At 42.5% G+C, this 21578-nt stretch carries 18 protein-coding genes; 12 read left to right on the top strand and 6 right to left on the bottom strand.

Going from position 1 to position 21578, the window contains the following annotated elements; translation table 11 throughout:
* Positions 1-95 precede the first annotated feature (95 nt).
* Genes AAC000_RS00475 through AAC000_RS00465 form a run of 3 tightly spaced genes read right to left on the bottom strand, consistent with a single transcriptional unit; the run spans position 96 to position 1063 of the window.
* Complete coding sequence (locus tag AAC000_RS00475; RefSeq protein ID WP_339719082.1) at positions 96-515, bottom strand: hypothetical protein; 420 nt, start codon at positions 513-515, stop codon at positions 96-98.
* Entirely contained in the window at positions 496-618 is a 123-nt protein-coding gene (locus tag AAC000_RS00470; protein WP_339719080.1) for a hypothetical protein, read from the bottom strand. The genes AAC000_RS00475 and AAC000_RS00470 overlap by 20 nt, the downstream gene beginning before the upstream one ends.
* Positions 611-1063: a hypothetical protein gene (locus AAC000_RS00465; RefSeq protein ID WP_339719078.1), complete on the bottom strand. Its 453-nt coding sequence runs from the start codon at positions 1061-1063 to the stop codon at positions 611-613. Before AAC000_RS00465 ends, AAC000_RS00470 begins: the two co-directional genes overlap by 8 nt.
* A gap of 521 nt (positions 1064-1584) precedes the next feature.
* On the opposite strand from AAC000_RS00465, the gene AAC000_RS00460 reads away from it, so the two are divergent.
* Entirely contained in the window at positions 1585-2550 is a 966-nt protein-coding gene (locus tag AAC000_RS00460; RefSeq protein ID WP_339719076.1) for an integron integrase, read from the top strand.
* A 9-nt stretch (positions 2551-2559) separates the two neighbouring features.
* Here AAC000_RS00460 and AAC000_RS00455 read toward each other — a convergent pair whose 3' ends face one another.
* From AAC000_RS00455 to AAC000_RS00445, 3 genes are all read right to left on the bottom strand, one after another.
* Positions 2560-4152: a hypothetical protein gene (locus AAC000_RS00455; RefSeq protein ID WP_339719074.1), complete on the bottom strand. Its 1593-nt coding sequence runs from the start codon at positions 4150-4152 to the stop codon at positions 2560-2562.
* Positions 4153-4307: 155 nt separating this feature from the next.
* Positions 4308-6794, bottom strand: coding sequence for a LamG domain-containing protein (locus AAC000_RS00450; protein ID WP_339719073.1), 2487 nt, complete (start codon positions 6792-6794; stop codon positions 4308-4310).
* A gap of 5 nt (positions 6795-6799) precedes the next feature.
* Positions 6800-8032, bottom strand: coding sequence for a hypothetical protein (locus AAC000_RS00445; protein WP_339719071.1), 1233 nt, complete (start codon positions 8030-8032; stop codon positions 6800-6802).
* A gap of 676 nt (positions 8033-8708) precedes the next feature.
* On the opposite strand from AAC000_RS00445, the gene AAC000_RS00440 reads away from it, so the two are divergent.
* From AAC000_RS00440 to AAC000_RS00390, 11 genes are all read left to right on the top strand, one after another.
* Entirely contained in the window at positions 8709-11432 is a 2724-nt protein-coding gene (locus AAC000_RS00440; RefSeq protein WP_339719069.1) for a hypothetical protein, read from the top strand.
* 71 nt (positions 11433-11503) lie between these two features.
* Positions 11504-12208 (top strand): SH3 domain-containing protein, encoded by a 705-nt coding sequence (locus tag AAC000_RS00435; RefSeq protein WP_339719067.1) that lies wholly within the window; start codon positions 11504-11506, stop codon positions 12206-12208.
* The gene (locus AAC000_RS00430) at positions 12178-12813 is read left to right on the top strand and encodes an outer membrane beta-barrel domain-containing protein (RefSeq protein WP_339719065.1); all 636 of its coding nucleotides are present in this window, start codon (positions 12178-12180) and stop codon (positions 12811-12813) included. The genes AAC000_RS00435 and AAC000_RS00430 overlap by 31 nt, the downstream gene beginning before the upstream one ends.
* Positions 12814-12843: 30 nt before the next feature.
* The gene (locus tag AAC000_RS00425) at positions 12844-13386 is read left to right on the top strand and encodes a TlpA disulfide reductase family protein (protein WP_339719063.1); all 543 of its coding nucleotides are present in this window, start codon (positions 12844-12846) and stop codon (positions 13384-13386) included.
* A 12-nt stretch (positions 13387-13398) separates the two neighbouring features.
* Complete coding sequence (locus tag AAC000_RS00420) at positions 13399-13635, top strand: DUF4266 domain-containing protein (protein WP_339719061.1); 237 nt, start codon at positions 13399-13401, stop codon at positions 13633-13635.
* A 7-nt stretch (positions 13636-13642) separates the two neighbouring features.
* Complete coding sequence (locus AAC000_RS00415; protein ID WP_339719059.1) at positions 13643-14809, top strand: DUF3570 domain-containing protein; 1167 nt, start codon at positions 13643-13645, stop codon at positions 14807-14809.
* A 39-nt stretch (positions 14810-14848) separates the two neighbouring features.
* The gene (locus AAC000_RS00410) at positions 14849-15415 is read left to right on the top strand and encodes a hypothetical protein (protein WP_339719057.1); all 567 of its coding nucleotides are present in this window, start codon (positions 14849-14851) and stop codon (positions 15413-15415) included.
* Position 15416: 1 nt separating this feature from the next.
* Positions 15417-17465 (top strand): tetratricopeptide repeat protein, encoded by a 2049-nt coding sequence (locus AAC000_RS00405; RefSeq protein WP_339719055.1) that lies wholly within the window; start codon positions 15417-15419, stop codon positions 17463-17465.
* Positions 17462-20512 (top strand): tetratricopeptide repeat protein, encoded by a 3051-nt coding sequence (locus tag AAC000_RS00400; RefSeq protein ID WP_339719053.1) that lies wholly within the window; start codon positions 17462-17464, stop codon positions 20510-20512. Before AAC000_RS00405 ends, AAC000_RS00400 begins: the two co-directional genes overlap by 4 nt.
* The gene (locus AAC000_RS00395; protein ID WP_339719051.1) at positions 20499-21227 is read left to right on the top strand and encodes a tetratricopeptide repeat protein; all 729 of its coding nucleotides are present in this window, start codon (positions 20499-20501) and stop codon (positions 21225-21227) included. Before AAC000_RS00400 ends, AAC000_RS00395 begins: the two co-directional genes overlap by 14 nt.
* On the top strand, positions 21227-21520 hold the full coding sequence (locus AAC000_RS00390) for a hypothetical protein (RefSeq protein WP_339719050.1): 294 nt from the start codon (positions 21227-21229) through the stop codon (positions 21518-21520). Before AAC000_RS00395 ends, AAC000_RS00390 begins: the two co-directional genes overlap by 1 nt.
* Positions 21521-21578: the final 58 nt, after the last annotated feature.

Genomic DNA, 21578 nt, shown 5'->3' with positions numbered 1-21578 from the left:
TTCTATTCTTGATTCCTAACGCTTTGCATATGGGGATTTTAGGAGCGCTTTTCCAGCGAGTAAAATTCCCATCATGATGCACTTGTTATGTGTGTTTACGAAAAATGGCATAGATTGGCCGCTTTTATGTAAGGCGCTAATTTGGTTATTGCCTGCTCATCTTTATACCAAATGATATAGGTATAATCCCATTCTTCTGTAATAACACAATCGAGATCTGGGATTACAAACTTTGAGAATTTCGATGAGTCTTTGTTCATTGCCTCGTCGTAGCTAGAGAGCGCTGAACTTATATTTCCAATAGGCGCTAATTTTTCTTTAGCACAGAAGGCTTCCTGAAGCGGATAATCCTGACTGAGTAAAAATAAGAGCCGGTTAAACCTTTGCCATTCAGTTTCAGTAACTTCGTCCAACTTGTGTAAGTTCTCCTCACCTAACCAACCACACCAAAGAGATATGAATTCCTTTTTGAAATCAGGCTTCACTTCCCAGTCTTCAAAATACTGGTGATACATCACATTCCTTGAGCACATAACGCTCCGTTAACGGGCGAGCGTAGTTTGCGAGTCCGTGCCAGCGTTGTTTGCTGGCGTATTCGTTAAACGGTTTGTTAGGCATTTATTGCTCTGACTTGACTAATGTGATGACTAACACGCCAGTAATAGACAATTGAAACTGCGGCCACTAAACCCACATCCATAAGCGAAGTCTCATCTGGTACTACTACCCCTAGAATTTCGAGTACGATATACAGGGCGACAATAGTTGGAATGAGAAATACGATCAGCTTTACTGACATAATCCAAGCTATAGACAAATATCGTTGTAAAAAGTATTTCCCATCATTTGCTCCATTTGCCTTAAAACAAATGAAAGTACCTAGCGCCACAATAAACAACTCAATTAACCAGGAATAGGTGTCAAAAGTGTTAGATGTTTCAAATGGATAGCCCCCTACTGTAAGCAAGATTACCATTGCTATTAAGTACCTAAAATCCTCAAGTTCATTTAGTTTGTTGTTATTAAGATCTTCTTTGAGAGCTGATATATTCCAAAAATACATAAATCTTCCTTAATGTTTGGTCAATGCCTAACGCCCCAAGCAGGGGATTTTATGAGCGTTGTTCAGCGAGTAAAATTCCCGTTGACTTGGCTTGTTAGCAGCCGCATAGCGTGCTGCTATTTGATTTGATTGACGACCTAACAAACTGTGATGTTTTAATTGCACAATATTTACTACTTTTTCTTTCCACTGTTTTTGCTCATTATTACTGCACCAACAAAGACGAAAAAAATAATTAAACCTGCCATAAGTGCTATATCAATTAACGTATCCATTCTCTTTCCTTACTTGGCTTGCTAACAATATTAATAGCCGGAAAAGTTCCGTGTTTAAACACGGCTTTTTTCCAGCTTTCCACATTGCTTAGTTTTATCACAGTCTCCAACTCATTGTACAGGTTAACTTTATTACCCCTTTCTAAATTGGCTACAGGGGAAACACGGAAGTTTTCCAATATCTTGCTGTTTACCGGAAGTTTTACTATAACTGTATATAAATACAGTTATAGTAAGGAAGCTTTTATGCCTAAATCAATGTTTTTGGATATGATAAAAGATGAGATGTTCAAGTTGCGTTATGCGAAACGTACTATTGAAGCTTATTTAAAATGGATAAGTAGTTATATCCATTTCCATCAGAAAAAACACCCCAATCTTATGCATAACAGTGAGGTGGAAGCCTTTCTTTCACACTTAGTGTTAGAGCTTGATGTCGCGGCAGCGACACAAAAGTCGGCATTGAATGCACTCGTTTTTCTGTATCGAGATATCATCCATCAACCTCTAAATTTTAAACTTAACTTTGTTAAAAGTACGCGCCAACAAAAACTGCCCGTTGTCTTAACAACAGATGAAATGCGTAGATTATTGGCAGTGATAAATGTTCAACAGAAACTAGCCGTTTCCATTTTATATGCGAGCGGATTGCGTTTAATGGAATGTATCAGATTGAGAGTCCAAGATATCGATTTTGACTTTAAATCTATTCGAATTTGGGATGGTAAAGGAGGTAAACATCGGGTGGTCACACTGGCTGATGAGCTTGTCCCTTCTCTTCGCCAACAGATTGTTGTAGTAAAACAATATTTGGATGCAGATTTGTCAAACCCCGAATACAGCGGTGTTTATTTGCCTCATCGTCTCAGGCTAAAATATAAAAAGGCCAATCGATCACTACAATGGCAATACCTGTTTGCTTCTCGGCAATTGTCGAAAGATCCTGAGGACCAATCTTTAAGACGTCATCATATTGATGAATCGACTGTGCAAAAAGCGATACGTTTAGCAGCGAAAAAGGCTCTTATAGAAAAACACGTCACCCCACACACCCTACGACACTCATTCGCCACCCACTTACTGCAATCAGGCGCCGACATCCGAACAGTACAAGACCAACTAGGCCATGCCGATTTACGCACTACACAAATCTACACCCACATTTTACAGCGTGGTGGAAACTCAGTAGTGAGTCCTCTTTCTAGGTTGTGAGCTCGGCTTCTAACCTATCACTCCATCCACAATAGGTTCAAAGGCAGTCAGACTATCCATCAATGTTGCATTACCCAAACCGTTTTGTGGGAACAAACTGCTAAAGTTGCCTTGCTCTCCATGTAGCGCCATATAATTTAGAATCACGGTTTCTACTAGTAAGTTAACGTTGTTTGCGGCAGGCGTGGCAGCGGTTTCCACTGAGGCGTCGCTGCGCATGTAGCCAATTTGTTGGTGTTGGGCTTGCGCATCGGCTGTTGCTCCGATTAATTGTGGTGTGCCGCCAGGGTTGTAGACTAAAAAGAAAGATGCGGCGGTAGAGGAATTATCACCTGTCCAGACACCTTTGCCGCGGCCATTGACCGAATCGTCTATCATGCCATTACTGGCTACCGAGCCGTCACTGCACACATACATCATCAGCGGCACGCCTACTCGGGCTGCATATTCCAAGCAGGCTCCCATACAGCGGCCTGCTCGTAAATCTCTTACTTCGCCTGTTGACCTGTCTCCGGTATGGTAATCAAAGCCCCCCATAGTGATAGTGCCAGCCCCGGCAAAACCGTTGATGACTAGTTTCATGGTAGAGGCGGTTTTTCTAAATTCGCCGTCGCTGTCGAATTCTTCTTGAGTAAAAATGCCGTTTTCGCCCACTATGTTTGAATCAAGTTCAGGGTTTAAAGAAGATGGATCGCCAAACCTGTCGGTGATATCGGCACTTTTAACGTATCCACAATTGACTAGATCTTTTAGCACTTCGTCTGTAGTGATTTGGGTATTCACCTTACCCAATTTCATGGCACTAATTCGTTGAATCGATTCCATTACCGCGACTGAGTCTTGCTGGCTTAATAAACCCACTAAATCACCAGTGTCTACCAAACCTGTTACATCAGAGGGTCTGTCGATTTTGGTGGGGCGCTTGGATGCGTCAATCATGGCTGCAGGTGACATTGAGTTACCACCTGAGTCTGAATTGCGGGATCCTATTAGGGTTAATAAGGAGCCATCCGAGCCTACTTTGTTGATGCCATACATAGGGTTATGAGGGTTATTGCCGGTATCATTTTCCGAGCGAGCGGGGATAACCGCACCGTTAACATTGGCACGATTGGTCACACTTAATTTGTCTTGAATGCCACGTAAAAAAGCACTATCTGAGTGAAACGCTAACCCTAATTCGTTATTGATAAAATCACTCAGACCAGTATCGGGATTAGCAATAGAGGGTACAGTATCACCAGGTAAACCCAGTTTGCTGTAACCCGCCGTACTCAGAAAATCTAATTGTCCTCCACGGCCACCTACTAATACATTGGAGCCAGAAATATTGGCACCGCCGGCTAAATCAAACACAATAAATGGGATTTTTCCGGCGCCTTGGGTGGCAATGCCGCAACTACTTTTTAACGCTTCTAAATCCGCTGACAAGGTGGCATGAGCCTTCCCCGGATTGGCAAATAAACTGAATACTGAGCCGCTGAGTGCTGTGCCCATACCCGCCATAAAACCCTGTGCGATAAAATCCCGGCGAGTCACTGGTTTGGCATGGCAGGCATGATAAAGAGGGTCGTTCAAGCCAATTGGATTTTTGTTTTTCATTTGTTACCTCTTTCACTGCAAAAATTTTTCACCACAGAGATCACTGAGAACACCGGGTGCCGCGCACAGAGCTAAAGAAGGTAATAACCGAATCTTTTCTCTGTGCACGAAGCACTCTATGTTCTCTGTGGTTTAGCATATCTTTTACTCAATACTTATTGCATGGTTATCGCAGCGCTGCCTAGGGCGCCTGCGCATACCGCTTTGACGACCGTTTTTGTATAATTCGCATCACATACTTTGCCGCCACTGCAATCCGTTAGGCGCGTAATTAAGTTGTTTAATTCATTGGTAACATCATTGTTATTGGGCTGGTCGCTAAGATCATTTCCTAACATTTTGCTCGCTAACGGCGTTAATACTAGGCTTCTGCCTTGTGTCGAAAACGCCGTTGAGGCATTTTGATTAAAATTAAAGCCACTAAAATAATTGTCTCTAAGGCTTGGCGTTTCCACTAACTGATCGCAATATTTTATGGCCAATTGGGTGACGGCCATTTGATTAGAAGCTAAAAAGCTGTCCATATTAGTGACCGATGGCAGTTGTTGTTTTAGCTGTTCAAAAGAGGCTTTTACAGCGGTATTACTCATAGGAACACTTGTTACTGCCGACATGCTGGCATTGATTTCGGCAAAGTTACGAATACCGATTTGGGCTTGCGCCGCTAAATCTATGCCGGTTGCAGGGGCTGGGGGATCGGCTTCAATAACCACATTGGTTTGTTCGGCCAATACTTCAAAAGTAAGGAAAAATTCATCTGACCCCGCTCCTTTCTCAATAGGTATAATAGTGCCTAACCTCGATAAAACTTGCCCTTGATTTGCAACATAATCGTTTTGGGTCAGCATAATATCGAGGTTTTGAAACACTTGACCCACATTCGCTTCACGACCATTAATACCAATCCGCATACCTTGTAGTGGTATCTCTGGAATACTGGGATTGGCCTCTAAGCTGTAAAAAAATGGTTCGCTAAATAAGTAACTGTAGCTATCAAATTGACTGACTTCGAACACTACGTAACTTTGGGTGATTTTGGTGATTTCACTCACGTCGAACAACAACAAGAACTTTTGGCCAATGCCCACATCAAAGTTTTGCGCCACTTGCTCAGCACTTAATATACGGTTGTGGATAGCGACCATTCTAATAGAGCCTGCCCAAGGGATGTCTCCTGATACTTCATTGCCTAAAACAAAGGCGTAACTGTCGTTCCAGTCGGCAAAATTACCTACTTCTGTGGAATCAGCATCGCCGGTAAATCGGCCATTTACAAATATTTGTCTGCCATTTACCGAGTCATAATTGACCACTACATGTTGTAAACTGGCTTGCAATACTTCTGCAGCATCGGCAGTAGAAAGCGCTGGTTGCCCATTTAAATTGGTTTTGTCGGTACGTAGTAGAAAGTCATAGTTATAGAGAGTTTGGCCTAAGGTAAAATTACGAGTGTCCGCTCCGCCCGAATAACTGATGATTCTGGCGGGACCCTCTTGAGTAACATTAGCGGGCACTACCCATGCTTCAATGGCAAATTCGCCTGTTGCGGTGATCAACTTGTGTAACTTTTTGCTGCTAGTGGTTGAACCTTGCGCTTTGCCGTTGGTTAACTGGATGCCCCAACCACCAATCCAGCTCGCATCGCCATTTAGGGTGAGGTCGATTGCAGGCTCTACTCCGCTGGTATCAAATGCAGTTGTGCCAGAGCCTGTTTTAAATTCCCACTTGGCTATGAGATCATTTTCAAAACGTCCGCCACCTGTGGCCAGTGTGCCATCAAACAGAGTTAATGCTTTGCTATTGATGAGTGCAGGGTCTAATTCAGTTAATTCAATGCCATCGGCCATATTTTGAATCGCGCTGATGAGATCATTGGCATTGCTACTGCAATCACTCCAACAATTGTGGAATCCGTCTCGTACTCTTTCCACAAAGCGAGAATTGGCCGGTGTGTCCAGTGAAATTCTCGCTTTTGATGCTTCATAGGCTTCGTCAATATCACTTGATGCAAAATACGGTGAAATAGGAATGGTGGCAGCACCAGTATGGCAATTGGCGCAGTAGGTTTCTAATAGCGGATACACAGTATCAGCAAAAAGTTGCGAATCAGCCGGAAAGTTTTTATTGGCTCCTGGATCTTTTGCAACAGGTGCCACTAGTTGTATTTCATTAGCAGCACTTTCTGTGTCCGCCCAGTTTGTGATCCAAGTTTCTATGATATCGGCGCAGGCGGCGTCGCTGCTTAACCAACAGTAATGTCCAGCGGCCACTTCTGTCACCAAAGCAGAGTCTTCTGGTGAGGTGAAATTCACTAGTTGAATTGCAGCGTCGTAAGCCAGGTTAATATCATCATTACGCACAAAAGCAGGTGACTGATTATCCTGTACATGGCACGCGCCACAGCGTTGTTGTGAACTAATATTGTCCCACAATTCCAATTTAAATTGGGTTACGTCAGGTGTCGCTGCAACAGGGCCCGAATAAGTAATAGGAGTGTTTTCTTGAGGTGGGGGCGCTGGTGTTTGTGTCACCTCAACCGAACTGCCTCCGCAGGCAGTCAATAACCAAGCTGAAAATACAAAGCCTAAACGAGAGAAAACCTTGTTGAGTTGTGTTGTGTTACAAGAGCTCATGTAAGCCATAGTGATTATTCCCCTTTGCAATAGTCAGCGGAATCGGCGAACACTTGTTTGATGTTGTAACCCGTGCTGGTGAATGTATTCGTTATACTGCTAATTTGCGCTCTATCTGCAGCGTCTTGTGGCGAGCGTAAACAAATGTTTTTGAACACTTTGGTGACTTGGCAAGTGGCAAATTGTTGACTGTTGGCGAGCTCTTGCCCCATAGATTTAGCTCCACTACCGCTAGCTGGCAAAGATTCATCCCAACCGAGGTTTTTATTAAGACCTTGTCGCCAATAGTTATTCCAGTCGTCATTGTTGGTGATAAAACCATAGGGAAAGTTGTTGCCATTAATATGGTATTTACCTTGTACTCGGGTACCGGTATCTGCATCTATTTGACCCGATTGATTGTATTGTAATGCGCCTTGTTCTCCATCTGGATCATTTTCAATATTGTATTCGTAATTATAATAAGCAAATGCCTGCGCTAAGGGATCCATACCCGAGTGACAGCCCACACAAGAATTATTGAATATACGGCTATCGCCTCCCGGACTGCGACTGACATCTTGACGAATACGGTCAGGGCTGCGACTGGTATCTTTTACACCTTCCAAATCAGTGCACAGGTGGTTAATTAAGGTAAAACGAAACATGGCGCGATTGGTACCGTCTTTAAAAAAAGATTTAGCGGCAGCACGTGTGGTCATTATGCCGGCAGTGGCTGCTGCAGGTATACCCATCACTGATGATTGGGTGGTGCCTTGTAAAACGTCTTTTAAATCTGCGCTTTGGTCGTCTAACGCCTGATAATGGGCGTTGTTAGTAGTGGAGTAGGCAGGCACACCAGCAGTTGCGTTTGCGATATATAAAATGTCACCACTGAGTATCTGCCTAAAATCAATTTCATCTCGGGTGATGCCGATTATAGTTGCGGTATAGTCATTTAAAGGAGCAAATACATCTGCGTCTTCGTTGGTCCAAGGGGTGATCCAGTTTTTTAGAGTCACTGAATAAAAAGCGGCGTCTTGCATCGCAATATCGGCTGCCTCGCTAACAAGTCCTTCACTAATAAGACTTTCCATTTGATCTAATACTTGGCTACTGGGTGGCACGCCTGTGAGTCGATCATGAATACGCTTAGCTTGTTCTCTTGGTCCTGCGTAGCTATGGGAAACACTGCTTAAAGCGGCGACAACTATGGCCAAACTGAACGCATATTTACTTCTGCCAATTTGTGCGACTAACTGTTTCAAATTGGAACTCCTCTTAGCGCCAGTAACGACTTGTTTGGCTTATGTTTTAGTCAATAAATCCATTTCTGACAATACCGCTGATACAAGTTAGGTTTGGTAATTCATACCTAACAAGGTGGTTTAGTTGAATATGCGAATTTTGCAGCAATAAAATAGCCCAAAAGTGAGCTGATATTCTCTACACGGCTGCAGAGCACGAATTACGCCATCTAGTTCAATGCTTTGAATTTCATAGAGTTTATAGGAAGTAATAGTAATAAAAAGTTGGATAGCTCGACTAAAGTGTTACTTATAACCGTCTTTTTTTTAAATTTTAAAGGTGTACTTTTGTCAGAACAACCTCCTGATTAAATGATAATTTATTATTTATCAATATGTTAGGTGTTGTTTGGATGTGGGCTTTTGGTGTCGTTAATTGCATACATTTATGCATGCATTCATTATTACTAAAATTAATCTAAATAGAGACTAGACTAAAATAGCATGACTTCCGTGGGGTTAGGGTTAAGGTATTGAATGACATTCCTAATGATAAAATCATAAATTGTCGCCCAAAGCCGTTAATGCAAGTATCTATGGCCTATTAATAGGCAAAAGGTAGCTGCCTGTAGACAGTTTTTGGCTACATCAGAAGCTGATATTCTATTAGCGAATTATTAACCATAGCGAAAATACCTTGAACCACAGGTCATTATCATTACATAGACATTTAAGCCTGACACGGGCAGTTATTGTTTTGCTTGGTGTTCAGCTTGTGGGCTGTGGTGGTGATCAAATATTGACCGCTGAGCAAGAGCCTGATCCTGTGGTGGTAGATGTCCCTATTGCCTATATCAAACGACCCGCACCTTTAGATGACGATTTACAGTTAGTTGCGCAAGATTTGCGAGCCCCTAATGACTTCTTACCCGGTGCTCAACTATTCATCAAACCAAGAGCTTCCGTCAGCGCTATTGCAACAAACATTAGCGACCGCGCATTTTTTTCTGAACAAGAAATATTAGCAGCAACAGAAACCTCCCCATTAGCAGGGTACGATATAAAGGATTTATGTGTGTCTTATGATGGCACTCGTTTGTTGTTTGCTATGCGCGCACCAGAAATTGAAGATGCTGATGAGGATGAACAACCAAGTTGGAATATTTGGCAGTTTGACCTGACAACCGATTCTTTGAACCGAGTAATCCCATCTGACTTAGATGCTGAATTTGGCCAAGATACTGCACCTACTTATTTGCCGGATGGCCGTATTGTATTTAGTTCTACTCGGCAACAGTCTAATCAAGCTCTTTTATTAGACGAAGGCAAACCCCAGTATCAAGGGCTAGATGAAAACCGCAGTCAAATTGCCTCTGTGTTACATGTTATGGATGCGGATGGCAGCAACATTCAGCAAATATCCTTTAATCAGAGTCATGATCTAGATCCTATGGTACTCAGTTCAGGCAAAATTCTATTTAGCCGCTGGGACAATATGGCAAACAACAATAGCATCAGTATTTATCAAATGAATGCTGACGGCAGTGGCTTAGAAATTGTGTATGGTCATCATAGTCATAGCAGTGAGCTCACTGATGAAGAATTACAATTTACTCAGTTAAGTGAACAGCCAAGTGGAGAATTACTAGCAGCACTTAGACCTTTTGATAGCGCTGCGTGGGGAGGGGAATACGTCAATATTGATATCCATAATTATATTGATAACACCATGGCAATTGCTGCACAAAGTGGATTAAGTGGACCTGCTCAAGAGTCAGCCATATTTGATAATGTTGTCATCGACGGCAGTATTTCACCTGGCGGTGTGTTCGCTTCGGTGTATCCACTTTGGGATGGTAGTCAAAGAATGCTGTTTAGCTGGAGCCAATGCCGAGTCTACGATCCTGAGCAAGTTTTGAATGAGGGAGATGTGCCTACTATTCTGCCTTGTGATGCTGAATTAATCACTCACCCACAAATTCAAGCCGCACCTATGTTATTCGGGTTGTGGATGTTTGATCCAATAGAAAACACCCAGTTAGTCATCAACGTGCCTGAAGAAGGTCAGTTTTATACTGAAGTGGTGGCTATGCAAGGCCGCGCCTTCCCTGCCGATCCACAACAGCCGGCAGACTTTAACCAAGATCTCGCTAACGAAGACTTAGGGCGAGTACATATAAAAAGTGTCTATGACTTTGCAGGTGTTGATGTGACAGAGCAAGGCATTGCAGTAATGGCTGATCCCACTCAAACTCCTGTCATAGATAGACCGGCGCGATTTTTACGCGTCGTCAAAGCGGTATCTATTCCCAGTAGAGAAGTACGGGACTTCGACAACGCTGCCTTTGGCCGTAGCCGCAATCAATTGATGCGGGAAATTATTGGTTATGTGCCTGTCGAGCCTGATGGTTCAGTATTATTTGATGTGCCTGCCAATGTGCCTTTAGCTTTTAGTGTGCTTGATGAAAACGGTAAACGTGTTAGCGAAAGGCATCAAAATTGGTTGCAGTTTGCCCCGGGTGAAGTACGCACCTGTAATGGTTGTCATAGCGCAGGTAACACATCCCCTCACGGCCGAGCAGATGCTGAAGTTGATAGTATTAACTTAGGCGCAACTACTACAGGTAGCCCGTTTCCCAACACCAACCCTGCATTATTTGCTGATCTAGGCGATACCATGGCACAAACATCAGGCAGAATTAATGGTATCTACTATCCTTCAGCAGATATCATTTTCGAAGATATTTGGAGCGATCCTGAGTTGCAAACCCCAGCAAGCAGTTTTGCTTATCGTTATGCCGATTTACAATCTTCTTTACCTATTACAGCCGCTTGTGCCCTTAATTGGACAAGATTGTGCCGTATTCAAATTCATTTTCCAGAGCATGTTCAACCTATATTGTCATTGGACCGAAAAGAGTTTGCAGAAGACGGCATAACATTACTCGAAGACCATAGTTGTTTAAGTTGCCATACGCCTGAAGGTGATGATGGTTTGACACAAATACCTGCAGCCCAATTAGACTTACGCGCCACACCATCTACAGATAACCCTGACTATTTTACGAGTTATCGGGAGTTGATGTTTACTGATAATGAACAAGAATTAGTTGCAGGGGTGTTGCTAGACCGCTTAGTGATAGTGACTGATGAAAATGGCAATACTGTGTTCGAACTTGATGAAGAGGGCGAATTAATATTGGACGCTGAAGGCAATGGAATTCCAGTGACTGAAACAGTCGCAGTGCGAAATAGTATGTCTGTAAATGGCGCCCGATCAAGTAGCCGATTCTTCAGTCCTTTTAATGCGGGGGGGTCACATTATGGGTGGTTATCGCCTGCCGAGCTAAAACTCTTATCTGAATGGTTAGATATTGGTGCTCAGTATTACAATAATCCTTTTTCGGCGCCGCTTAACTGATGTTATTTAGCAGCAAGCAGAGGGTTTATCATTTCATAAAACAGGCACCCATTATTTGCTGGATTTTGGTATTGATAACAAGCCAGGTTTTAGCTGATGAAAACATACAAGTGCAGATTGTAGAGCCTTATATTGAACTACATTCAGGACCCGCTGGTGGGTTTCCTGTTATTCATGTAGCGGCAAAAAATGAATGGATTACCGTGCTAAAGCGTCGTACTAATTGGTTTAAAGTCGAAACCAATAAAGGTGTGCAAGGGTGGATCAAACAAGAAGCACTGCACCTGACTCAAAGCAGTAGCGGTGAGTCTGTAAGGCTGGCAGATGGCTCATTTGAGTTATTTTCTGAGCGTGATTTTGAATTTGGGGCGTTAGGTGGATCCTTTGAAGGTGTGCCTGCAATGACAGTATTTGCTGATTGGGTGGCAACTGAAAATCTAATAGCAGGTATAACTGTGACCCAAGCCTTAGGGGATTTATCTGAAAATCAGTTGTTTTTAATACGCTTACAGCACACCACTTTTCCAGATTGGCGCTTGTCGCCTTATGTCACTTTAGGTGCAGGGAAAATTCGCACCACACCTAGAGCTAATCTAGTACAAAGTGGTGATGAAACCCGTACCAGTGATTTATTGGCTGCAGGATTAGGGCTGCGTTATTACATGGCGCAAAATTTTATACTAAAGCTTGAATATCAACACCTTCAGGCTTTAACCGACATAGATGAAAACGAGGATTTAGAACAATGGAAATTGGGATTCGCAGTTTTTTTCTAGCACTGCTGAGCACAGTAATCAGTTTATCTTCGTTTGCACAACAAGAAACGCAGCAAAGTGTTATCGAGCCTAGTGTTGAACGCAGAGACATCAACGAAGCGAATATAGATTCTGAAAATTTTGAGTTTGGTCTGTTAGTAGGAGTGATCAGTGTAGAAGATTTTTCATCGAGTATGGTTGTGGGCGCGCGAGCTGCTTATCACATCAATGAAGATTTTTTTGTTGAAGCCACTTATGGGCAGGCAGAAGCGGGACAAACCAGTTTTGAAGTACTCAGTGGTGGCGCTCCGTTTTTAACTGAAGAAGAGCGAGATTACCGTTATTACAACGTGTCTTTAGGTTACAACCTCAATGGTGAAACCTTCTTCAGCGACCGATGGGTGTTTAATTCTGCTACCTATTTCACCTTAGGTGCCGGTAGCACTGAGTTTGGCGGCGACGAACGCTTTACCTTGAGCTTAGGAGCCGGTTACCGATTGTTACTGACTGATTATTTTGCGTTACATATAAATATGAAAGATCACCTATTTAACTCAGAGTTAATTGGTGAAGAGAAAACCACCCATAATATTGAATATGGCCTAGGTGCCACTTTCTTTTTTTAAACAGTTATTTACTTATTAAGAGATTTATTTATGCCGTTATCTGTTAAAAAAACTCGTCCCGCTACTGGTGCTAAAACATCGGGATATGTGGGGATAGTAATGCTCTATTTTGGCTTTTTGTTTGTCTCTTTTAATCTCTTTGCCGCAGCTAATAAAGGCCCTGCACCAGACTTTACTTTGGCGAGTAAGCATGACGGTAATGTGCGTTTGCAAGAACAACTCGGCAATGTGGTTTTAATTAACTTTTGGGCCTCTTGGTGTGCGCCATGCCGTGAAGAATTACCCTATTTAGAAGCCTTGCAACAGCAATATGCCGATTTGGGTTTTACCATTTTGGCGGTCAATGTAGATGAAGAGCCGTCCAAAGCGGATAGTTTGCTAAAGGATATTGCGGTGACTTTTCCGGTGTTATTTGATGCCAACGACCAAGTAAGCAAGTTATATGATGTACAGGCTATGCCCACTACTGTGATAGTTGACCGCGACGGTAATCAGCGCTTATTGCACCAAGGTTATAAAAGTGGCGATGAAATTAAATACCAACAAGCTGTTAAAGCGTTACTTCGGGAGTAAGCAGTGAAGTCAATGAATTACAATAAAATGCGCTGCTTATTGACTGTTGTAGTTTTAGGCTTGGCGAGTGGTTGCAGCAGCACTTTTGAACCTTGGGTAAAACCTTATGAGCGTGACAACTTAGCCGACCCAATTATGAGTATGAATCGTAATCCTGTGTCTATGTCATATACCCAACATGTGTATCAAGCACGTGAAGGTGCAAGAGGCGCTGAAGGTGGCGCTGGGGGCGGTTGTGGCTGTAATTAGGCAAAAAATGAAGAGTCCTCATGGTACAGTGCGAAAATTGATGCTTCGATTAGTTGTTGCCTGCCTGATCCTTGGAGTGTTTGTTTGGCAGGCTAATGGGGCGGTGTTGCCACAAGACCGTTCTGATGCGATGTATCACTCCTACCAAGGTGGTGGCATCTCAATTGATGGCCCTTCAATCTTATTGCGAAAAAAAATCGGAAACCAGGTTTCTGTATCGGCAAATTATTATGTTGATACCATTTCTGGCGCATCTATAGATGTATTAGCAACGGCCAGTCCTTATTCAGAAGAACGCACAGAAAATAGTGTGGGTGTTGATTTCCTTCACAATAAAACCTTAATGAGCCTGAACTACACTACTAGTTCTGAAAACGACTTTGAAGCAGAGTCGATACATTTTGGTGTGAGTCAGGACTTTTTTGGCGACCTCACCACTTTAACTTTAGGTTATTCCAAAGGTAATGATGAAGTGGGCAAAACCGGTGATGACAGTTTTTTAGAATTAGCTGAACGACAAAATTATCAATTGGGGATCACTCAGGTCATAACTAAAAATATGATACTTGGCTTGAGCGTAGAGAACATCTCTGATCAAGGCTATTTGAATAACCCTTATCGGTCGGTACGATTTTTAGATGCAACTAGTGCCCGTGGTTATAGTTTTGAAACCGAGGTGTACCCTAACACCCGCAGAAGTAATGCCGCCGCTGTGACGGCTAATTATTACCTGCCATATCGGGCGTCTATTTACGGTGAAGCAAAAGTGTTTTCCGATTCGTGGGGCATTCAAGCTAATACCTATAAATTAGGTTATATCCATACGTTTGGTGAAGACTGGATTGTGGAGTTAAGGGCCCGACATTACCAGCAAGACAAGGCCGACTTTTATCAGGATTTATATAACCGCAGTGCTGAATTTAATTTCCGTGCTCGGGATAAAGAAATGAGTACCTTTAATAACTTGTCTTTAGGTCTGAGTGTGACCTATGAATTTCAGTTTTCTGCCACTAATTTTTTCAAGAAAAGCACTGTTAACTTAGATTTTGATCATGTGAATTTTGACTATGACGACTTTAGGAATGTGCTAGTTGTTGACACTGCGGTGGGGGAAGAACCTTTTTATGAATTTTCGGCCAATATCACACGTTTGTACCTGTCCATTTTTTATTAGCGCTATTGATTTAACAAGGCCTACAGGAAGTCTACTACTATGAGATTTTATTCAGAAAAAGCATCAAAGTTAACTATGGCTCAATGGCCTATGTTTTTACTTGTTGGCCTTATCTTAAGCATCAGTTTTAACCTAAGTGCTCAACAAAGTACGCAGACAGAAAACAACACTGTAGCTGAACAATTACAACAACTACGAAAAGAAGTGGTTTCGTTAAACCGAGACCTGTTTGTGCTAGAAGAAGATTTACTGTTTCCATCAAGCACTCAAGTTGTGGTGTATCTCTCTATGGATGTAGGCACTTACTTTAATTTAGATGCAGTTGAGTTGCAGATTGACGACAAAGTCGTGACTTATCATCTGTATACCGAAAAACAAGTGCAAGCTTTGTTTAAAGGTGGGGTGCAAAAATTACATATGGATAATCTGGCGCAAGGAGAACATCAACTGAGTGCATTTTTTATTGGTAAAGGGCCACAAAATAGAGAGTACAAACGAGCCACCAGTCTCAGTTTTACAAAAACCGCTGATGCCAAATCCTTGGAAATAAGCATTATTGATTCTAGCGTTAAACAACAGCCTATTTTTGAGGCGGCTGAACTTTAATATGTTGAAGTGCATCAATGCCTTAACTTGTTGCTTTGTATTGCTGGTAAACACCCAGGTGAATGCCCAACAAGTCTCTGAGCCTAATTCTGTGCAGTTACAAAAAGCGTATCAGCAGGTTCTGTATGAATACTATCAGGGAAATTTTGCTTTAGCCTTGACCCAAATGGCGATTTTGGAACAAAAATTTCCCAATGGTTTGACCCAGATCCCAGATTTTTTGAGTGCAAACTCAGTCGAACCTGAACTGCTTAAAGGCGGAATGAGTTTAGCTTATGGATTAGACAATCAAGCTTCTGAGATTTTTTTACGCTTGTTGAAAAACAATACTGCACCAGAAGTGACGGCTTATGCTTGGTTATTACTGGGTAAAACCTATTATCAGAAGCGCCAGTTTGAGGATGCAGCCAACGCCTTTCAGAAAATTTCTGCAGACGATGCCGCTGAATATTTTGACCTGCCTATTCGCGACAACTGGTTATATATGCAGTCGCAACTCCATGGTTTTTTATTGACTCAAGCTCCATCAGGAACCGACATCCAATGGTTAGAACAATTATCAGAGAATTCAATTTATCGCCATTATGTGCAATACAATCAAGCCTTAGCTTTATTGCAACAAGGAGAAAACCAGCAAGCCATTAGTCGTTTATCTACTTTAGCAAAAAACGACAAAGGCTTTGTGCGCCGCTGGATGGGCTGGGCGGATCCAATATTTAATGATAACGATGAACAGAGTATTACCGATGAACGCGATGCTATTAGAGATCGAGCAAACCTCACACTTGGCTATACTCTGTTGCAAAACGATGCACCTCACGAGGCCTTTAGAGTATTTGAAAATATTCGTACCTATGGCTTAGACGCAGAGGCTGCAATACTGGGGTATGGCTGGGCAGCAGCTAAAAAGGATGAGTTACAAACCGCTTTGGCTGTCTGGCAACGACTGATTTTAATGCCGCTAAATAATGAGTACACCTTAGAAGCCTATTTAGCCAGTGCTTACGCCTATGAAAAGGCTTTTGCGCCGAGGCAATCCTTACAAGTATTGCAGTTAGGTATGGCGCGTTTTGAGCAGGCTTTAACTGACCTAACGCAAGCTGAGCAACAGGTTAATCAGCGTCAATTTATATTAGATTTACTGCCCAATACAAAAACCTATCTTGATCCCGGGGAAGGCGTGAACCTAGCCTCCGAGGATAATCAGCAGTCTTTTAATAACAGTGGGCTATTTAGCAGTGTCACAGTCAGCAGTGAGTTTAGGGCTGGGCTGTCGGCCTTGCAGCAAAACCGAGACATACAACAGCAATTGCAAAATTGGCAACAACGTATGCAGCACTATCATTTGATGCTAGATGAAAGGCAAGCAGAGCGAATCAATCGCGCTAAACATATTTTGCAAAATCGCACTTTGGAACAATTGGCAGAATTACAAACCCAGCGTGAGGGGCTAGCCAAGGTGGTTGCAACAGCCCAACAACAGCGTGACGGACAAGTGTTTATGCCGCTGCAAAGTCAACAATGGGTGAGCAGAGTGGCACGAGCTGAAAAAAGTCTAGAGAGTATTTCTCGGCTCAAACAACAGCTAGGTCAAGCACCATTAGCTGAGAGTTATCAACAACGTTTAAAACGGGTATCGGGGCGCTTGATTTGGCAAGCAAGCGAAGCCTATGCTGCTAATCAATGGCAAGCGCAGAAAGCCTTGAATCAACTTGATAATGCAATCATTGAAACCCAGCAGCGACAGCAACAATTATTAGCACAATTGGCGGTGCAGCCAGATTTTGCTGAACAAAGACTTAGAGTCAGCAACTTGGCGCAGCGGATTAATACTGAAATCGCTAAAAGTAAAGATCTACAAGATGCACTGATTAGTCAGTTGTCTGACATCTTTAATGCGTCTATCCAAGAGCAAAAACAAAAGGTGACACACTATATTTTGCAAGGGCAATTAGCCATGGTGAGGTTGAGTGATCAAGCTTTGCAAAAAGACAATAACAGTACAGAAAAACCAGATGATGAACCGCAAATCGAGGGAGGCCAGTTATGAGAACAGGTCTTAGTCTTTATTGCCTGATAGTTCTGGTGTTGCTTTTGTCTGGTTGTGGCATGTTTTCTGGTGAGTCGGTCCCAAAAGCTCAACAATCGATCAGTAAACCCACACTTGGAGACCTCTATTTTGAGCCACTACCGCTTGATCATACGCCTCTAGAGCAGCCTGAAACCATTACTATGCGTGATGCATACAAAACCTTGCTTGAAATGGTTGGTGATCCTGATACTAAACAAATCGTTCAGTATAGGTTGGCTGATTTAGAAGTCTTGTTAGCAGAGCAAAAACAAGAAAATGGACTACCAATAGAATCGCCACTCAATAGTGCTAACCAGCCTGAACAAAATCCGCAAAAGTTATTTGATTTAGCCATAGCACAATATCAACAGCTGTTACTGGATCACCCGCAAAACCCAGACAATGTAGAAGTACTCTACCAACTTGCTAAAGCTTACGAACAGCAAGGGCAAATGCAGGCTAGCTTTGATACCTTGCAGCGCTTGTTACAGCAATTTCCAGACAATGACTACTTAGCAGAAATCCATTTTAGAATAGGTGAACTAGAGTTCAATCAAGACAATTATGCCCAAGCTATTAGTGCCTATAGCAAGGTATTGCTCCAAGGTGAACAAAATCCTTATTACGGTACTGCGGCCTATATGTTGGGTTGGAGTTATTTTAAAAATGAACAACAAGGGGAAGCGTTAAAAGCCTTTACTACCTTGCTTGATCATAAACTACCTAATGACATAGTTGCTCAATCTATGCTGTCTCAAGTCGACAGCCAAGGGCAAATTGAGCAGTTACCTGTAGGTGAAAAACGTTTGGTCACAGATACAATCCGTATCATGAGTTTATTGTTTTCTTATCAAGACAGCCAGCTTGCCTATCAAAGTAACCAAGAGGCCAATCCTGCTCAAAGTATCGCTGCGCATTTCGCTCAGGTTAACAGTAGGCACTATGAATATGTGTTATACGACGCATTGGCGCAGAACTATCTAAATCAAGACAGATATCATGACAGTGCTAAAGCCTACCAAGCTTTTACTGAGCGCCATGGGGAGCATTTTCAGGCGCCCATTTTTGCAGTGAAGCAAATTGACGCTTACATTTTGGGGAAATTCCCTACCTTGGTGTTACCTGCTAAACAACATTTTGTGACCCGTTATGGTATTGCGGGCCAGTATTGGCCTAATTGGCCCATAGTGTTGCAAGAGCAAGTTGCCCCTTTTTTGAAAGAGTATCTACAAGAACTTGCACAATATGAGCATAGTCTTGGACAGATGTTAGCCAGCGCGAGTCAAATCGCCACTCCTACTCCTAATACGTTAGACAAAGATACTGCTACCCCTGAAGAGCTAAAAACACAAGCCACGCAAGCGTTTTTGTTGGCTTCAAAGTGGTATCAGCAATTTATTTTGACTTTTCCTAAAGATCCCCAGGCTCCTGAAGCAACTTATAGTTTGGGGGAATCCTTATTTGAAGCGCAACAATACTCTGACTCTATCAAAGCATTCGAGGACTATGCTTATCAACATTTACAGCCTAATACCCATATCACCGCTATGCATCCCAAAGCGGCAGAAGCGGCTTATGCTGCGATTTTGGCTTACCAAAAAATTCAATTAGATACTGAACTCAAACAAGACAATGGGCTAGATAACAGCTGGTTGGATAAACAACTTATTGCGCAAGAAAATTTTGTGGCTACTTTTGCTGATGACCCAAGGGCCAGCGATATTCTGTATAGCAGCATGCAACAGTTATTTACCTTAAAACGTTATGACGCAGCCATGATATCCGCACAGACATTGTTGGTTTGGCAACCTAAGGTTGATGCTGACAAAACATTAGCCAGTTATTTAGTCATAGGGCACAGTCAATTTGCCTTACAGCAATATTCACTTAGCGAAAGCACCTACGAAAAAATTACACAATTATTGCCCGTTAATGATCCTCGCCGCCTTGATATACGGGATCGACTCGCGGCGAGTATTTACAAACAAGGCGAGCTGAATGTTAAAAACAACTATTTACCCCTAGCGGTGAATGATTTTTTAAGGGTGTTGGCGAAAACACCAGAGTCGGCTATTCGTGTTAACGCCCAATATGATGCGGCAACCTATCTATTGCAGATGCAAGAATGGCAACAGGGTATCGAATTATTTGTAGATTTTAGACGACGTTTTCCAACCAACACACTCACCGAAAACATCCAACAACAATTGATATTGGCCTACCAGCAAAATGAAAACTGGCAACTAGCTGCTGATGAATTGTTGCTGTTACACCAAGCCAATCCTGAATCTGAAGAGGCAAGGCAAGCTTTGTATGTCGCGGCGCAGTATTTGCACAAAATAGGTAACAGGGGTCAGGCATTAGATGCTTATCGCACCTATGCTCATAGCTATGCCACACCTTTTGCTGAAGCTAACGAAGCTCGATTTATTATGAGTGAGTTCTACCTAGCCAGTAATGAGCACAGCAAACGTCGTTTTTGGTTAAATAAATTGATTCAGGCAGATCTTCAAGCACAAAAGTCAGCGGATATTCAGCGAGATGATCGTACTCGTTATCTGGCGGCCCTGGCATCCAATGTATTTGCAGATGACAAGTTGTCTGCCTATAAAAAAATTAAACTCACTCAACCTTTAAAAGCCAGCTTAGCCAAGAAAAAAGCGGCATTAACTGCCGCACTTGACGCCTACAATAAAACCTTGAGTTATAAAGTGGAGGAATTCAGTACCTCTGCGAATTTTAGTATTGCGGATATATATCATCAACTCGCCAAAGATTTAATGGCATCCAGTAAACCTAAGAACCTCAACGCTTTGGAGCTTGAACAATATGATTTGTTACTTGAAGAGCAGGCGTATCCATTTGAAGAAAAAGCTATCGATATTCATGAAACCAATGCCAAACGAAGTTGGCAAGGTAGTTATGATGAGTGGGTTCAAAAAAGTTTTAGCGCCTTAGAAAAATTACTGCCTGGCAGGTATAACAAACAAGAAAAAAGCGCGGAGTTCACTGATGAAATTTACTAATGTAGTTGTATTTTCAGTGTTAAGTCTGGCCCTTTTGAACAGTTGTAGTACTTTGTTTACTGTCAATGAAATCGAAGCAAACAGCAAGACTGCAGAGGTGACGACTGAGGTGTTAACACCATTACAAACTCAGGCAAAAGCGTTACAGGCACAGCCTAATTTATATCAAACACAGGCAAGTGAACATATAGTTGATACTCAGACCTTAAGGCAATTTGACGCTGCTTTATCCCTGAAAAAACAAGGTGATTTCTCCCAAGCCCAGCAGCAATTGCTTGCCTTGTCGCAACAGTACCCAGATTTTTCAGGAATATGGTTGCAACTTGCCTTGTTGGCCAAGGAACTCAACAAAGATGACATCGCAATACAGCTTAAAGAGATGTCGAAATATCTGAATAACGCTGTTGCGGTTAACCCCCTCAATTATCAGGCTCACAATGAATTAGCCTTGGTATTGCGGCAACAAGGACAGTTTCAACAGGCCCAAAGCCACTATGAATTGGCCCTTAAAAGTTGGCCTGCTTTTGCTGCCGCGTATTTTAACCGAGGCATATTATATGACCTATATATGGGGGAAAAATCTTTGGCCTTGGCAGATTTTGAACTTTATAAGGTCTTGTCTAATGATGATTCACGGCAACTAACAGGTTGGATAATGGATTTGCAGCGACAAATAAAAAGCGCCACACAAAATGCGCAATCAGGAGGGATGTGATGACTAACGTAATAGGGTATTTCACTACACTATGTTTCGCACTGCCAATAGGTTTATGGGCTACTAGTGTTATTGCTCAAGAGCCTACTGTGATTGAGTTACAAGAGACAATTCGCGGTAACCAAGAGCAACCCAAAGTATTAACTATTGTGCCTTGGCAATCGCCTAAAACCAAACAGGCTTTGCCTAGTCCAATTGTTGAACGCATTAATAAGAAGTTTGTGCCGCTACAACGAGATGAACTGAAGCTTCAAATTCAAATGTTAAACAATAAAAACATACCCCAACCTTAAGGCTCATACCTAAAGGGTAGAGGCGAAAAGATACAGTGAATAGATTAGATAGTAGGAG

Source organism: uncultured Paraglaciecola sp. (assembly GCF_963977085.1).
GTDB lineage: Bacteria > Pseudomonadota > Gammaproteobacteria > Enterobacterales > Alteromonadaceae > Paraglaciecola.
This window is presented reverse-complemented; position numbering and strand designations above follow the sequence as displayed.

What these genes read in the sequence shown, in the direction of transcription:
- AAC000_RS00475 (WP_339719082.1), bottom strand. Translation starts at nt 515, where the DNA reads ATGTATCACCAGTATTTTGAAGACTGGGAAGTGAAGCCTGATTTCAAA.
- AAC000_RS00470 (WP_339719080.1), bottom strand. Translation starts at nt 618, where the DNA reads ATGCCTAACAAACCGTTTAACGAATACGCCAGCAAACAACGCTGGCAC.
- AAC000_RS00465 (WP_339719078.1), bottom strand. Translation starts at nt 1,063, where the DNA reads ATGTATTTTTGGAATATATCAGCTCTCAAAGAAGATCTTAATAACAAC.
- AAC000_RS00460 (WP_339719076.1), top strand. Translation starts at nt 1,585, where the DNA reads ATGCCTAAATCAATGTTTTTGGATATGATAAAAGATGAGATGTTCAAG.
- AAC000_RS00455 (WP_339719074.1), bottom strand. Translation starts at nt 4,152, where the DNA reads ATGAAAAACAAAAATCCAATTGGCTTGAACGACCCTCTTTATCATGCC.
- AAC000_RS00450 (WP_339719073.1), bottom strand. Translation starts at nt 6,794, where the DNA reads ATGGCTTACATGAGCTCTTGTAACACAACACAACTCAACAAGGTTTTC.
- AAC000_RS00430 (WP_339719065.1), top strand. Translation starts at nt 12,178, where the DNA reads ATGGAAATTGGGATTCGCAGTTTTTTTCTAGCACTGCTGAGCACAGTA.
- AAC000_RS00425 (WP_339719063.1), top strand. Translation starts at nt 12,844, where the DNA reads ATGCCGTTATCTGTTAAAAAAACTCGTCCCGCTACTGGTGCTAAAACA.
- AAC000_RS00420 (WP_339719061.1), top strand. Translation starts at nt 13,399, where the DNA reads ATGAATTACAATAAAATGCGCTGCTTATTGACTGTTGTAGTTTTAGGC.
- AAC000_RS00415 (WP_339719059.1), top strand. Translation starts at nt 13,643, where the DNA reads ATGAAGAGTCCTCATGGTACAGTGCGAAAATTGATGCTTCGATTAGTT.
- AAC000_RS00410 (WP_339719057.1), top strand. Translation starts at nt 14,849, where the DNA reads ATGAGATTTTATTCAGAAAAAGCATCAAAGTTAACTATGGCTCAATGG.
- AAC000_RS00405 (WP_339719055.1), top strand. Translation starts at nt 15,417, where the DNA reads ATGTTGAAGTGCATCAATGCCTTAACTTGTTGCTTTGTATTGCTGGTA.
- AAC000_RS00400 (WP_339719053.1), top strand. Translation starts at nt 17,462, where the DNA reads ATGAGAACAGGTCTTAGTCTTTATTGCCTGATAGTTCTGGTGTTGCTT.
- AAC000_RS00395 (WP_339719051.1), top strand. Translation starts at nt 20,499, where the DNA reads ATGAAATTTACTAATGTAGTTGTATTTTCAGTGTTAAGTCTGGCCCTT.
- AAC000_RS00390 (WP_339719050.1), top strand. Translation starts at nt 21,227, where the DNA reads ATGACTAACGTAATAGGGTATTTCACTACACTATGTTTCGCACTGCCA.